This is a genomic window from Paenibacillus polysaccharolyticus, from assembly GCF_900102085.1.
GTDB classification, from domain to species: domain Bacteria; phylum Bacillota; class Bacilli; order Paenibacillales; family Paenibacillaceae; genus Paenibacillus; species Paenibacillus polysaccharolyticus.
In genome coordinates this window covers 15,321-29,370 of sequence record NZ_FMVM01000003.1, presented here as the reverse complement: position 1 = coordinate 29,370, position 14,050 = coordinate 15,321, and the positions used below count along the sequence as shown (strand labels likewise).

Sequence of the window (14,050 nt, the reverse complement as noted above, 5' to 3'; positions counted from 1 at the left end):
TTTTTTTGTTGCTAAATTCTGTTAACGTTTCATTTTAAAAGGAGATTCCGATGAAGATCACACGAATTATTAACAATAATGTCGTCTGTGCAGTCAATGAACGGCGCCAGGAGATGATGCTTTTAGGCAGTGGCATTGGTTTTCAGAAGAAAAAGGGAGACGATGTGGACACAGTCAAAATTGAGAAAGAATTTTTTCTGAAATCCAAAAATGTAACAGGTAAATTATATGCCCTGCTGGCACAAATCCCCATGGAATATATTCGTGTGTCCGACAGTATTATTCAGTACGCCAAGCAGTCCTTAAACAAGGAACTCAATGAAAATATATATCTAACGTTAACGGACCACATTAATTTTGCCGTGGCACGTTACAAGCAGGGTATGAATTTCAATAATGCTTTGTTGTCTGAAATTAAAGCGTTTTATTCCAATGAATTTCGCGTGGCTATGAAAGCCCGGGATATGATTAATGAGGAATTTAACATTACACTGCCTGAGGATGAGGCTGGGTTCATTGCACTTCATATTGTCAATGCAGAATTGGGATCCGAAATGGAAGAAACCATGAAGATTACACAGTTGATTCATAAAGTCTTGAATATAATTCGATATCAGTTTAATATTCATTTCAATGAAAGCTCGCTTCATTATTCCAGGCTTGTCACTCATTTGAAATTTTTCGCCTACCGCTTGTTCAATCATACGGTTGTGAAAAGTGGTGACAGTGATTTTCTCCATATCATTAAGGAAAAGTATGCGAATGAATATCAATGCAGTCTCCGAATTGCACAGCTGATTCGGGTCGATTATGGAAAAGAATTAACAGAAGACGAATTGGTATATTTAACGGTTCATATCAAAAGGGTCATTGATGAAGAGAAGGAATAATTCATCAGCCACTATAATGAGTATACTAGGATTGTTACTGGTGAGGCAGGCAAGACCTAGAGTTCCATCGTGTATAGAGCTTATCTATATTCGATAGAATTCTAGGTCTTTTTTTATACCTAAAAACGTTAGAGGGGGAGCAGTACATGAAACATGAAAGCACAGCCGCCGAGATTTTGAAACTAGTCGGTGGAGAAAAAAACGTAGATAGTGTAACACACTGTGCTACAAGGTTGCGATTCAATCTGAAAGACGAGAAGGTCGCGAATGATGAAGCTTTAAAAAATGTACAAGGTGTTGTGGGTGTTGCCAGCAGTGGTGGGCAGTATCAGGTCATTATCGGTAACGAGGTAAACAATGTGTATAAAGCTTTGACGAAACTGGGGAACTTTGCAACCAATGACGATGCTCCTACTGCGAAAAAGGGAAAACTGACTACTCTTCTGGACACGATCTCCGGAATCTTTACACCGATCCTGCCAGCCATGATTGGTTGTGCGATGATCAAAGCCGTTCTTCTTATTTTGAAAACATTTGATCTCGTTGATCTGGATGGACAATTCAATACGATTATGACCTTTATCGGTGATGCGGCGTATTACTTCTTGCCGATGCTGCTTGCCTGGAGTGCGGCTGTCAAGCTTAAAGCTAACGTGGGCTTTGCATTAACGATTGCTGGTGTTCTGTTGCATCCTTCCTTAGGGGCGTTGATGTCTGCAGGTGAGCCTGTTTCGTTTTTAGGACTGCCTGTCACGCCAGCGACGTACACTTCGTCGGTTATTCCGATTATTTTAGCGGTATGGATCTTGTCATATGTGGAACGCTTTGCCGAGAAATATTCTCCATCGGTTATTAAATCCATTCTTAAACCGTTAATCGTTATTCTTATTATGGCACCATTAACGCTGATTGTATTAGGTCCGATCGGTGCCATTGCGGGTAACTACCTTGCGTCAGGTGTTTCTTTTGTGAATACACATGCAGGATGGTTAGTATCTGGTATTATCGGCGGGGCATTCCCGTTTTTGATTATGACAGGTATGCATTATAGTTTGGGACCTGTTGTGCTCACAGCTTACGCACAGACGAAGACCGATAGCATTGTTGGTCCGGGTATGCTTGTACACAATATTTCTCAAGGTGCCGCTGCACTTGCAGTTGCTATGAGAACTAAAAATAAAGCATTTAAACAAGTTGCATATTCTACAAGCATCACTGCCTTGCTCGGAATTACCGAGCCTGCCTTGTTTGGTGTAAATTTACGGTTGAAAAAACCACTTATTGCTGTAATTGTTGGTGGCATGGTAGCTGGTGTTTATGTCGGATTGTTCGGTGTAGCTCGATCCGCTCTAGGTATTGCAGGTATAGCTACGCTCCCCGCATTTATCACGGATCATCCATGGAACTTGGTTCATGCGGCAATTGGTTGTGTGATTGCATTTGTAGTTACTTTCATCATGACTCTTATCTTGGGATTTGAAGATGTACCCGAGGATGGAAAGATTCAAGAAACACAAGAAAAAACGTCTACAAACGATCGTGTAGCTGTTGCCGGTGTTTCTGAACATATTCTCGTTGCACCATTGACTGGTAAAGTTCTGGAGTTATCCACGATTAAGGACGAAGCTTTTGCAACGGGAGCTATGGGAAGAGGGGTCGCTATTGAACCTGCGGTTGGAAAACTAGTATCACCAGCAGATGGTGTGGTATCTGCGATTTTCCCTACGTCCCATGCCATCGGTATTAGTTCAAATGATGGTGCAGAGCTTCTCATTCACATCGGAATGAACACGGTGAAGTTGAAAGGTGAACATTTTAAGGTGCACGTCCAAGAAGGCGATACTGTAAAAGCTGGAGATTTACTCATTGAGTTTGATACGGATGCGATCGCGGCGAAAGGCTTTGACCTGACTACCCCCATTATCGTTACGAATTCACATGATTTTGTAGATGTGATCAACACGGACAAGCCATCGATTATGATTGGTGAAAAATTGATCAAAATTATTTAAAGCTAATTTAAGGAGGAATGGTTCATGAATAACAAAAATGGTTTCCCCGAATCTTTCATGTGGGGTGGTGCAACAGCGGCGAATCAATACGAAGGTGCCTGGAACCTTGATGGTAAAAAGGCAAGTACAGCTGATATGATGACAGGCGGAACCCATACGGTTCCCCGTCGCATCACGATAACAACTGAGGAGGGGGTTCATTATCCTTCTCATGAAGCGGTAGATTTTTACCATCATTACAAGGAAGATATTCGTCTGTTTGCAGAGATGGGTTTCCGTTGTTATAGAATGTCCATCGCATGGTCTAGAATTTTCCCGAACGGAGACGATGCAGCGCCGAATGAAGCAGGGCTTCAATTTTATGACAATGTGTTCAATGAATTGAAAAAGTATAATATCGAACCGATCGTTACGATCTCGCATTATGAAGCACCGTTTGCTCTAACTGAGAAATTTAATGCTTGGGCTTCCAGAGAAATGATCGATTGTTATGTAAAGTATTGCGACGCCATCTTTAATCGTTACAAAGACGTGGTGAAGTATTGGATTACTTTTAACGAAATTAATAGCCTGATTGTTCCGGCAGGTGCATACCTGGCAGGAGCTCTGCTGGTTGATAAAAAAGGCGGCGTATTTAACAATACATCCGTAGACAGCACGCAGATGAGATTTCAAGCGCTGCACCATCAATTCGTGGCGAGTGCCAAAGCGGTCAAGCTTGCACATGAGATCAATCCAGACTTCAAACTCGGTTGTATGATCAATTACAGCCATGGGTACGGAAGCACATGTAAACCGGAAGATATGTTGCAAGCGCTAAGGATGGATCAAATCAACAATATGATGAGCAGCGATGTACAAGTTAGAGGAGAATATCCCGACTTTGCGAAGAGATACTTTGAAGAGAAGAATATTGACATTCAAATGGCTGAAGACGATCAAGAAGTTCTTAAACAAGGTTGTGTGGATTTCTATAGCTTTAGCTACTACAAATCTCATGTGGTAGGTACGCGACCAGAAGGGGATGAAACCCAAGGTAACGTTTTTGGTGGGTACAAAAATCCGTATCTAGAAGCAACGGACTGGGGCTGGCAGATTGATCCGGTTGGACTCCGGTACGTGCTGAACCATGTCTATGATCGGTATCGCATTCCAATGATGATTGTAGAGAATGGCCTGGGTGCAGTGGATGTCGTTGAAGAGGATGGCACCATTAACGATATGTACCGGATTGAGTTTTTGCGTGCCCACATTGAACAGATGAGAGAAGCTGTTCGTGACGGCGTTAACCTGATCGGTTATACAGCCTGGGGTTGCATCGATATTGTGAGTGCTTCCACGGGTGAAATGGCCAAGCGCTATGGTTTCATTTATGTAGATAAGGATAACGAGGGCAAAGGCACACTGAAAAGAAGTAAAAAGAACAGTTTCTACTGGTATAAAAAAGTGATTGAATCCAACGGGGAAGATCTTGGTTAGGATAAAAAGTATCGAAGTGAAATAGCCTTTGGATATGATCATTGGTCACAGACCTGGATATGGTCTATATGAAAATGTGTTGAAAGAAGCCGCTAATTGCTAGCGGCTTTTTTATTACGAACAGTAGGGACACAATCCGAATCAGGATAAGATATGACAGCGAAAAAAGACGAAAAAACAGTTCAAATTGCATAAATTCATTTAACAACAATAAAAGTTAAATTTCGATCTATAAAAAGCATTCAAAAAACTGCGCATAATATAAATTATACGCAGTTTTTATTTAAATCCATTTTCATCCTTCAGCATGGGTAACAGAACGTGATATTTTTCGTGCATAAAGGTCAAAATAAGCCATCTCCAAAAATAAATTTAATCATTCAACGCGATAACGTGTAGAATTCGATAGGTTTTTATAGGTGATGGATAAGATAGAACAAATGAGTTTTTCATAGAACAGATGAGAAATGTTATTTCGTCGTAGTTACGCGGCAACACATTCGAGATTCACCATGAAAGGAACATGCGTATGAGTAGAAATGAGAAAATCAGTGTGTTATTCCGTAAAAAGCCGATTGCCAGCCAATCCAATGAAAGCGGTGTATTAAAGAGGGCGCTTGGGGCCTTTGATTTAACGACGCTTGGTGTAGGAGCGATCATTGGTACAGGCATTTTTGTACTGACAGGTGTCGCAGCTGCCAAGTATGCCGGACCTGGTCTGGTATTATCTTTTTTACTGGCAGGTATTATCTGTGCGTTTGCCGCCTTATGTTACTCTGAATTTGCTTCCACCATCCCGGCTTCGGGAAGTGCTTATACGTACAGCTACACTGCGTTTGGTGAAGTGATTGCGTGGATTCTAGGTTGGGATCTCATTCTGGAATATGGCTTTGCGAGTGCGGCGGTAGCCAGCGGTTGGTCAGGGTACTTCCAGACTTTATTATCCGGATTTGGATTGGAGTTACCTCATGCATTAACCAGTGCGTTTAATCCGGAGAAAGGTACGTATTTTGACATTACAGCAGCCGTAATTACGTTAATCATTACGTTCCTGTTAACCCGTGGGGTAAAGGAAGCGGCAAGAGCGAATGGAATCATGGTAGGCATTAAAATTATCGTGGTGCTAATCTTCATCGGTGTGGGTGTGTTTTATGTTCAACCAGCGAACTGGCATCCTTTCTTGCCGTTTGGCTTCTCCGGTGTAACGGCGGGTGCAGCTACAGTATTTTTTGCGTATATCGGATTTGATGCTGTATCAACTGCAGCTGAAGAAGTGAAACGCCCGCAGCGGGATTTGCCGATAGGTATTATTGCATCCCTTGCCGTATGTACCGTCCTATATATTGTAGTATCTCTGATTCTCACGGGCATTGTGCCATTCAACATGTTAAATGTTAGCGATCCGGTTGCGTTTGCTTTTGAATTCGTTCAATTAAACGGGTTGTCATGGATTGTATCCCTTGGAGCCATTACGGGAATTACAACGGTCTTGCTCGTCATGATGTATGGTCAGACCCGTCTGCTCTATTCCATGTCACGTGATGGTCTATTATCTCCCGTTTTCTCCAAGGTAAGTGGTAAAAGTCAGACACCGGCAGTGGGTAGCTGGCTCGCAGGTATCATTGTTGCACTGTTCTCCGGCTTCATCTCTCTTGGCCATCTGGCAGAACTTACGAACATCGGTACGTTGTTTGCTTTTGCTGTAGTGAGTATCGGGATTATCGTATTGCGTAAAAATAACCCTGATCTCAAACGGGGTTTCCGTGTTCCGCTCGTGCCATTGATTCCGATTCTGAGTGCTCTCGGCTGTTTCTATTTGATGACTCGCCTTGCAGCTCTGACATGGATTACGTTTTTTGGCTGGCTGATTGTCGGATTAATTATTTATTTTGCCTATGGTCGTCATCATAGTCATCTGAATCCACTTCGGCGGAAGTGAATTGAAAAATAAGCTTTGAATCTTTCCCTGCTCCCCAATCGCCAAGCGAAGGAGCAGGGATTTTTTTGTGCAACAATATAGGAGTCGTTGGTTAAAAAGAGATGTTTAAAACTAACGATTAAAAGAAGTTTGCTGCGTTAAATTTGTCACTCACCTGGGTAAAGGATAAAGGAAACCTGCTGAGTGTATCAGCAGGTCGGGGTTGCGGATGAATCAAATATGAAATATATTTGGGGGTGTGATCTGCAACCAGAACCGAAGAGAGGGGTTAACGTATGAAAGAACCATTACATAACAATTTTAATGAACACTCGTCGCATTTTGGGTTTGCACTTGCGGATTCAACCGTTCTCGCTGAGGCGAAGCTGATCATATCACAAGAGGATGAAACAGATAATCTGCAGTTGGACATCGATCCACAACGACATCTGGAGGATGGTCGCAAAGTTTCCGTGATCGCCCAGCTATTGCAGACACCTGTGCACCGTGAGGATGCTAATGTTCTGTATGGAGCCGAAATATCCTACGTACAATACGCGGTTCGTCTAACCGAGAACAGCAAGATTTCAATAGCTTCGATTCAAGGTATAAGTTATCCGATTGAACTTGATCTCGCACCTTATAAAGAGGGTGAATATGAGGTTCGCGTGGCTTTACACCGCAAAACACCCCGAATCGCAGAAGGTCCGTTAGAACCGGAACAGCTAGCGATGGTGAAATACGCACAAGTGAATACCGTACATATCACACTTTTCCCGGCAGAAGCCTCTATACTCGATTCACCTTCTGCAACATGGACTCGGAATCATCATGTGTTCGACTCCTATGGCCGAAGAGGATTCATCCTGGCGGATCTGGGTCGTCTCGCGAAGCGAGTAGAAGAACTACTCGGGCCAGGTAATCATAATTTAATTGAACATTTCACGGAAGGCCGACTGGATGTATTGCTTGAAGAGGGACTGATGCTGGTTGTATGGGACATGACTCCGTGGTGTTACTCCCTGTATTCCCCACCAAGCGAGCAAGGTGATTATGCATTACCATGGGACAAGCTTGGGGATGAACCTGAGCGGCAAGCAATATATCCGATTGATCCCAAAGTGCAGCAGCTAAGCATTGTTCCAGCGAATGAACTTGCTTTTTGGGCGGATTGCATTCATAAAGATTGGCCAGTTATTGATATTCCAGGCGAAGGAGAGACACTTCTTCTGGATCTGTATGTTCAGGTGGCGGAATCGGTCAATGAGCTTCATGAAAATCCGATCCCATCGTTTGTGCTCACACGTCGTGAGGGCAAACCGGAAACGATTTTGCTGATGGCTGATGTTGTGATCGTCGAAGAGGTTGATTTTCCACTAAGTTAGGCGTCTGTGTTCTGCAAATAGTAAACCGATTTTGAAATAGAAATACATTGCATTCACGTCAGTCAGTATAGCAGGTCAATCAGTACATTTGAAGTCAGTGGAGGTGACAAGAGCAGGTGATCAATGAAGAGGTTCAGGAGCAATATGGGGATGAGTTGCAGGCCTTTCATATCTGGATGAAGGATGCCGGGTACACCGGATATACGGTCAAATCTTACACGGGGGACGTAACGGAATTCCTTACTTCTATCCAAGGAAAATCGCTGGAGCAAGTGAAGAAGTTGCATGTGCTTGCTTTTCTGTCCCGTGCACGGGAGCGTGGCGTGAGTGATGCTACCCGGAACCGTAAACACGCGGCAGTCAACTGCTTCTACAAGTCACTCATTGAACTCGAAGTGCTGGCGAGCAATCCGGCTTCTGGCATCAAAAAGTCCAAAACCGAGAAAAATCGTGCTCCAGTCTTCCTGGACGAAGGAGGTTTGACACGCTTTTTGGCATCCGTCGAAGGGAAATATCGCACCCGCAACCTGGCATTGTTCCTGCTAATGGGTTATATGGGACTTCGGGTGGGAGAAGTGCATGCCCTTAATTGTAAAGACTACAACCCCGAGCGACGCACACTCGATGTGTTCGGAAAGGGGAGAAAATGGAGAACAATCCCGGTTCCTGAAACGGTTGCAGAAGTGTTATCTCAGGCTCTTGAAGAACGGTTGAATCCGTGGCGGGGCGAGAAGGAAGAGGCCCTGTTTGTATCGCAAAAAGGCAAGCGTCTGTCCATTCGTAGCATTCAACTCATCTCTACAGAAACCTTCGAACGCTTCCAGCAGGAAGCTCCTGTTCATCAGCGCCAAAGCTATTCCAGCCACAAGCTGCGTCACTCGTTCGCCACTATGATGTTGCGGCGCGGAGCTGATCTGCGCACGGTACAGGAACTGCTCGGACATGCCTCCATTCAAACGACAACGGTGTACACCCATGTTACCAGCCGGGAAAAAGAAGAGGCGATGGCTTTGCTGGATGTTAAACTTCCGGTTAACGAAGTGATGAATTAGAACAAAACGAACGATATAAGTTGGAGAGAATCCAAAAAAATCTGGACAACAACACATGACATGCTAGGAGAGATGGGCGAGCATGAAGACGGGAAATCCTGCTTCGGATGATCAAGATCAGGCTGTTACACCAAACCGATGGCGGGCGCTGTGGGAAGTGCTTATCGTTGCTGCTAAGCTGGGACTGACATCCTTTGGAGGTCCGACAGCGCATTTAGGCTATTTTCATAACGCGTATATACGCAAACGAAAATGGATGGACGAGCAGAGTTATGCTGATCTAGTGGCGTTGTGTCAATTTCTCCCTGGACCAGCGAGTAGTCAGGTGGGGATTGGGATCGGTGTCATGCGTGCAGGTCTGCTTGGTGGATTGATGGCTTGGATTGGATTCACTCTTCCGTCCGTGCTCATATTAGTGGCGTTTGCGTTTATTTTAAAAGGTTACGATGTGGGTCATGCGGGTTGGATCAGCGGTTTGAAAATCGTAGCAGTGGTAATTGTTGCTCATGCCATTCTTGGTATGGCCCAGAAGCTTGCCCCGGACAAAGTGAGGATTACCATTGCTGTGTTAGTGGCCACAGCGGCTTTACTATGGACAGTTCCATATAGTCAGGTCATACTAATCCTGTTCTCAGGTTTCATTGGCTGGTGGATGTACCGCAATGTTCCGGTCACTCCAGTTATCAAAATGAATGTGCCCATCCGCCGTAGCTTGGCTGTGCTGTGTTTAATCACTTTTGCAGGTCTGCTTATCCTGTTGCCGATCCTGCGGCAGGCCATAAATATGGAGTGGATCGCTCTTTTCGATTCGATGTACCGAGCAGGTTCAATGGTATTTGGCGGGGGACATGTCGTATTGCCATTGCTTGAGCAAGAACTCGTACCTCACGGTGTAGTGAGCAAAGATGACTTTCTAGCTGGATATGGGGCAACACAAGCGGTCCCTGGCCCCTTATTTACATTTGCCGCGTATCTTGGGGCAGTTTCGATGGGCGGAGCAGGAGCGTTTATTGCTACAATCGCTATATTTTTACCTGCATTTTTGCTCATTATCGGTGCGTTGCCCTTCTGGAATGTGCTTCGCGGTAATTCGCATATGCAAGGAGCGTTAGCTGGAATCAATGCAGGAGTAGTAGGTCTTCTGTTAGCCGCACTCTACCAGCCGCTATGGACAACAGCTGTATTGTCGCCTGCTGATTTTGCGGTGGTATGTATTTTGTTTGTACTGCTGAACTTCTGGAAATGCCCACCATGGATCATTGTTCTGTTAGGTATCGTTGGAGGTATGATTGTCAATCAAATTTGAATTTTAGTTTCCGTCATTATTATTATGTAAACCTAAAATAATAAAAAGGTAAAGACTGAAATAATTAATGATAATCATGAATGAGCTGAGATTAAACGATATTCTTGTAAGGAAGTGGAACGTCCTGTCACGTCATATCAAAAGACCATCCGGAACTCTATGCAGAGTTGTTGAATGGTCTTTTTTTAATGGATAAGTGTATATGTTATTCCAGTCCGGCAATCTGTTCTTTTAATTTGCTTGCAGATGCCTGAAAGGCCAATTTCTCGGTTTCATTCAACGGAAGCGGCAGAATTTCACGCACGCCATGGCGATCTACGACACAAGGAACACCCAGATATACATCAGAAACGCCGTTATAATCTTCAAGCAATGTGGAAACATTCAGAACGGAGCCTTCGTTACCCAGAATGGCAGCCACAATACGATCGAGTGCCAAAGCGATGGCATAGGAAGTGGCTCCTTTGGCATTAATGATCTCGTAAGCTGCATTTTTGGTGCTATTGAAAATCTCTTGTTGGGTTTCTTCGTCCAGTTCAAGGTCTGTTCCCGCAACGTTTGCCAGACTCCATACAGGCACCTCGGAATCCCCATGTTCACCGATGATGTGAGCGTGAATGCTGCGGGGGTCGATGCCTTTATTTTTACCGATCAGATAACGGAATCGTGCGCTGTCCAGCAATGTACCTGAGCCAATGACCCGGGAAGCCGGCCAGCCGCTTTGTTTCCAGGAAGTATAGGATAAGATATCAACAGGGTTTGTAGCAATCAACAAAATACCGTGCGAGTTGACTTCGGTAATTCGATCAATGATGTCTTTGAAAATGCTTGCATTTTTCTTCAGCAGATCAATTCTAGTCTCGCCCGGCTTTTGTGAAGCACCCGCAGTAATGATGATGATATCGGCATCTTTGCAGTCGGAATAGTCACCTGCCCACACTTTAACGCCCCCGGTAAATGGTAAACCGTGGTTCATATCCAGCATTTCGCCGGTTGCCTTGTCATGATTCACATCCACAAATACCAACTCGGACGAACGCTGTCTGAGCATAAGCGTGTATCCCGTTGTTGTTCCTACCGCACCCATGCCGATAATAACGACACGACTGGGCTTCAATGCTGAACTTGTTGTCATAATCTTATCCTCTCCTTTTTGGGTATACTACCATCCATATTAAGGGATATGTGGAGATAAAGCGAGTTTTGTCTATAACTTTTTTCACAACATGCACTAATTACCAGGGAAAATCCGATAAAAAGGTGGATAAATAGACTTCAAATGATTCAAAAAAGGTCTACATATTGGTATTCAAGGACAATGATCGGCAAAAATATTCAACATTCGGCAGGTTCCCCGGCGGTGTGAGCCTTTAGGTCGAAGTTTGTGGTAGAATAGGAGCAGTGGATTCTGATGAATCGTAAATATAACTTCGTCACAGAGACATGCGCGTCTGTCTGATGAATGAGAGAGGTGGAACCCACTTGCGCTTGCAATGGAAAAAAATCGCGCAGACAGCAATGCTGTCTATAGGTATCATGATGTTACTGGTTGCTTGTACCAAAACGGAACAGCCGCCAGTTGCAGAACCTCAGGAACAGGATGACAGCGGTAACGTTGGTCAGACTCTTACTGTTGTACCCCCGGCAAACAATAACACCGAAGCAGCGGAGATGGCCAAATATCAGATTCAGACACGTTTGACTGATTTTCAACTCATTAATGATAACGGGGGCTTGGCCTGGGGAGTTACGCGTAATGCGCTCCGGCTCTATTACACTCAGGATCAGGGAAAAACGTGGACCAACATTTCGCCCTCAGAGAATGTGCAATTCCCGGCTAATCCGAAATATGGAGAAAGTATTTATTTTGTAGATCGTATGCATGGCTGGATTGTTCGAGAGGGGATGGGAGGCACAGATACGATTGTGCTACGTACCAATAATGGAGGCGTGAGCTGGAGTTTGTCTTCCTTGTCGAAGACGGATAAGGTAACAGCGATATCCTTTGTCTCTCCCGAGAAAGGCTGGGTTCTGACGACGCTCGATACGGGAATTGGTAAACAGGACAAAAACCTGTATCGTACTCAGGATGGAGGTACAACTTGGGAGCGAATGACTTCCAGTGATGACAAGGATAAATCCCAAACGGGTGAAATTTCAAGACGTGGCTACACCACGGGCATGACGTTTTCGGACTCCAAGCATGGATTCCTGAGTGCCATAGAGTTCGGTACACCGAAGCTGTACGTGACATCAGATGGTGGCGAACAGTGGCGAACGGGTTCTTCCTTTTTTGACCGGGATAAATTCAAAGCCTGCGGTAATTTCACGATCAGTGCACCTCAATTTTTTGGACGTGAAGCGAAGTCGGCCTGGATGTCCATGTCATGTGCCAGCGGAGAGAGCATAACGTTCAGCGGTTTCTTCACAGCTGATGGTGGCGTAAGTTGGAAGCCGTATTCATTTAATCTGGATAAGCAAACAGGAATTAACCGCAATCTGGCACCTGTATTTCTGAGTCCATCGGAAGGTTGGGCGATGCAGAAGGGCATTATGTATTATTCGAAGGATACAGGCAAAACATGGACAGCCTACCCTACGAGCAGTGTGTTAGAAAAGATTTTCAAAGACTACCCTGAGATTGTGAAAATGCAGATGGTATCGCCGAAGCTTGGCTGGATCTTGGTGGAGAATACTGATGCCAAACGTTCGCTACTACTGCAAACTGTTGATGGCGGAGAACATTGGAAAGTACTTTAATCTAATATTGCTGCTTGGGAAAGTGTAAGGGGGAGATCTCGAATGAGGTTTTCCCTTTATTTTTATTTTATTTTTTTGATACATTGTGAAATTAATCACAAATAAATCATGAAGATGATGTTATATTTAACTCAAGAAGAAAAGGAGTGATGAAGATGAGAACCAACGGTCAAACTCAATTCACGCAGGCGGATGAATTAACAAGATACATGCTTCACTTATGCTACACATGTGACGACGCTAATCGTTGTACTACGGAAGAAGCCGTGAAAGCTTGCATGGCTGCACATGCAGAGACAGATCAGCCGGAACAAGCGGAAGGCGTGGATGTAACACGCGGATTCATGGACATGATGTACGCATAGTGAAAGAAAGTGGAGATGAAAATAGCACTGTATCAACAATTGACCCCCGAAAGGGGGTTTCTTTTTATATGCGGTTAAATGTTCCTACAATCCTCTATTCAATCTTGTGTGATATTAATTTTGAGTATATTGGAATTTTATTGAAATAATCAATTATGTTTCATATAATACTACATATCATACGGTGGTCACAGATGGATAATTCTTTAAGCATAAGGAGTAATATGATGAGGAAAATTAATTTCACTTCGATTTTGATTGCAGTAGTAATTGGGACTACAGTAATTACAGGAACATCTATGATTCAAGCTTCTGAGAGTAACACTATAGACTCGCACGAAGTCTCTACAGATTCTCTTCCAGCCAACTTACAATATGATTCTCAACATCCAGATGAGATTTACATAAAGGATTGCGGTGTATTCGTAAAAGCGGACTCAAATCCAGTTGATTTACATGGAAAAGATGTAATTTATGATGCGCAAGAAGTTACAGATAAAACTGAAGTGATTATAGACTATGATGCAACCTATGTGAAAATAAGGGACTGGGAATAAAACAATGTCATATTGACGAACGCAAGGAGATAATTTTTCTTGCGCTTTTTTTATGTAGTGGGGCAACTTCTCATTATGTGGATTGGCATCATTTGTTTGGTTATCGGATATAAAGATCGTGTGAACAAATGGATACTGTACCCTATATCACTTCTATGCATATTTGGAACATTCGTTTTCACATTATATAAAACAACAAATCTCAGTCCATAAAAGAGATCAATAGATCTCAAGGACAGCCATTGACGAATACTAGATGTATGTGTTAGCTTCGTTTTACATGGAAGATGCAGGGATTCATGAGTGTATCTAGAAAAGAGGAATAC

The 14,050-nt window shown here is 43.8% G+C and carries 11 protein-coding genes; 10 read left to right on the top strand and 1 reads right to left on the bottom strand.

Annotated features, from left to right (window positions below):
* The first annotated feature begins 50 nt into the window (after positions 1–50).
* The 7 genes from licT to BLQ13_RS04745 all read left to right on the top strand — a co-directional run bounded on the left by licT (position 51) and on the right by BLQ13_RS04745 (position 10,042).
* Positions 51–890, top strand: a complete 840-nt coding sequence (gene licT / locus BLQ13_RS04775; RefSeq protein WP_090916598.1) for a BglG family transcription antiterminator LicT — start codon at positions 51–53, stop codon at positions 888–890.
* A gap of 146 nt (positions 891–1,036) precedes the next feature.
* Positions 1,037–2,902 carry a beta-glucoside-specific PTS transporter subunit IIABC gene (locus BLQ13_RS04770; protein ID WP_090916596.1) on the top strand — a complete coding sequence of 622 codons (1,866 nt, stop codon included), beginning with the start codon at positions 1,037–1,039 and terminating at the stop codon, positions 2,900–2,902.
* A gap of 24 nt (positions 2,903–2,926) precedes the next feature.
* On the top strand, positions 2,927–4,381 hold the full coding sequence (locus BLQ13_RS04765; RefSeq protein ID WP_090916594.1) for a glycoside hydrolase family 1 protein: 1,455 nt from the start codon (positions 2,927–2,929) through the stop codon (positions 4,379–4,381).
* 529 nt (positions 4,382–4,910) lie between these two features.
* Entirely contained in the window at positions 4,911–6,320 is a 1,410-nt protein-coding gene (locus tag BLQ13_RS04760; protein WP_090916592.1) for a branched-chain amino acid transporter BcaP, read from the top strand.
* A 275-nt stretch (positions 6,321–6,595) separates the two neighbouring features.
* Complete coding sequence (locus tag BLQ13_RS04755; protein ID WP_090916590.1) at positions 6,596–7,684, top strand: hypothetical protein; 1,089 nt, start codon at positions 6,596–6,598, stop codon at positions 7,682–7,684.
* A gap of 116 nt (positions 7,685–7,800) precedes the next feature.
* Positions 7,801–8,736, top strand: coding sequence for a tyrosine-type recombinase/integrase (locus BLQ13_RS04750; protein WP_090916588.1), 936 nt, complete (start codon positions 7,801–7,803; stop codon positions 8,734–8,736).
* An 82-nt stretch (positions 8,737–8,818) separates the two neighbouring features.
* Positions 8,819–10,042: a chromate transporter gene (locus tag BLQ13_RS04745; RefSeq protein ID WP_090916586.1), complete on the top strand. Its 1,224-nt coding sequence runs from the start codon at positions 8,819–8,821 to the stop codon at positions 10,040–10,042.
* A gap of 205 nt (positions 10,043–10,247) precedes the next feature.
* Here BLQ13_RS04745 and BLQ13_RS04740 read toward each other — a convergent pair whose 3' ends face one another.
* Positions 10,248–11,177 carry an L-lactate dehydrogenase gene (locus tag BLQ13_RS04740; RefSeq protein WP_090916584.1) on the bottom strand — a complete coding sequence of 310 codons (930 nt, stop codon included), beginning with the start codon at positions 11,175–11,177 and terminating at the stop codon, positions 10,248–10,250.
* Between the two features lie 347 nt (positions 11,178–11,524).
* On the opposite strand from BLQ13_RS04740, the gene BLQ13_RS04735 reads away from it, so the two are divergent.
* From BLQ13_RS04735 to BLQ13_RS04725, 3 genes are all read left to right on the top strand, one after another.
* Positions 11,525–12,802, top strand: a complete 1,278-nt coding sequence (locus BLQ13_RS04735) for a WD40/YVTN/BNR-like repeat-containing protein (protein ID WP_090916582.1) — start codon at positions 11,525–11,527, stop codon at positions 12,800–12,802.
* 155 nt (positions 12,803–12,957) lie between these two features.
* Complete coding sequence (locus tag BLQ13_RS04730) at positions 12,958–13,167, top strand: hypothetical protein (RefSeq protein ID WP_090916580.1); 210 nt, start codon at positions 12,958–12,960, stop codon at positions 13,165–13,167.
* Between the two features lie 194 nt (positions 13,168–13,361).
* Entirely contained in the window at positions 13,362–13,724 is a 363-nt protein-coding gene (locus BLQ13_RS04725; protein WP_139168853.1) for a hypothetical protein, read from the top strand.
* Positions 13,725–14,050 lie beyond the last annotated feature (326 nt).

Bases quoted from the DNA above. Each gene is read 5' to 3' on its own strand.
- licT (WP_090916598.1), top strand. From the start codon at position 51: ATGAAGATCACACGAATTATTAACAATAATGTCGTCTGTGCAGTCAAT.
- BLQ13_RS04770 (WP_090916596.1), top strand. From the start codon at position 1,037: ATGAAACATGAAAGCACAGCCGCCGAGATTTTGAAACTAGTCGGTGGA.
- BLQ13_RS04745 (WP_090916586.1), top strand. From the start codon at position 8,819: ATGAAGACGGGAAATCCTGCTTCGGATGATCAAGATCAGGCTGTTACA.
- BLQ13_RS04755 (WP_090916590.1), top strand. From the start codon at position 6,596: ATGAAAGAACCATTACATAACAATTTTAATGAACACTCGTCGCATTTT.
- BLQ13_RS04725 (WP_139168853.1), top strand. From the start codon at position 13,362: ATGGATAATTCTTTAAGCATAAGGAGTAATATGATGAGGAAAATTAAT.
- BLQ13_RS04765 (WP_090916594.1), top strand. From the start codon at position 2,927: ATGAATAACAAAAATGGTTTCCCCGAATCTTTCATGTGGGGTGGTGCA.
- BLQ13_RS04740 (WP_090916584.1), bottom strand. From the start codon at position 11,177: ATGACAACAAGTTCAGCATTGAAGCCCAGTCGTGTCGTTATTATCGGC.
- BLQ13_RS04730 (WP_090916580.1), top strand. From the start codon at position 12,958: ATGAGAACCAACGGTCAAACTCAATTCACGCAGGCGGATGAATTAACA.
- BLQ13_RS04760 (WP_090916592.1), top strand. From the start codon at position 4,911: ATGAGTAGAAATGAGAAAATCAGTGTGTTATTCCGTAAAAAGCCGATT.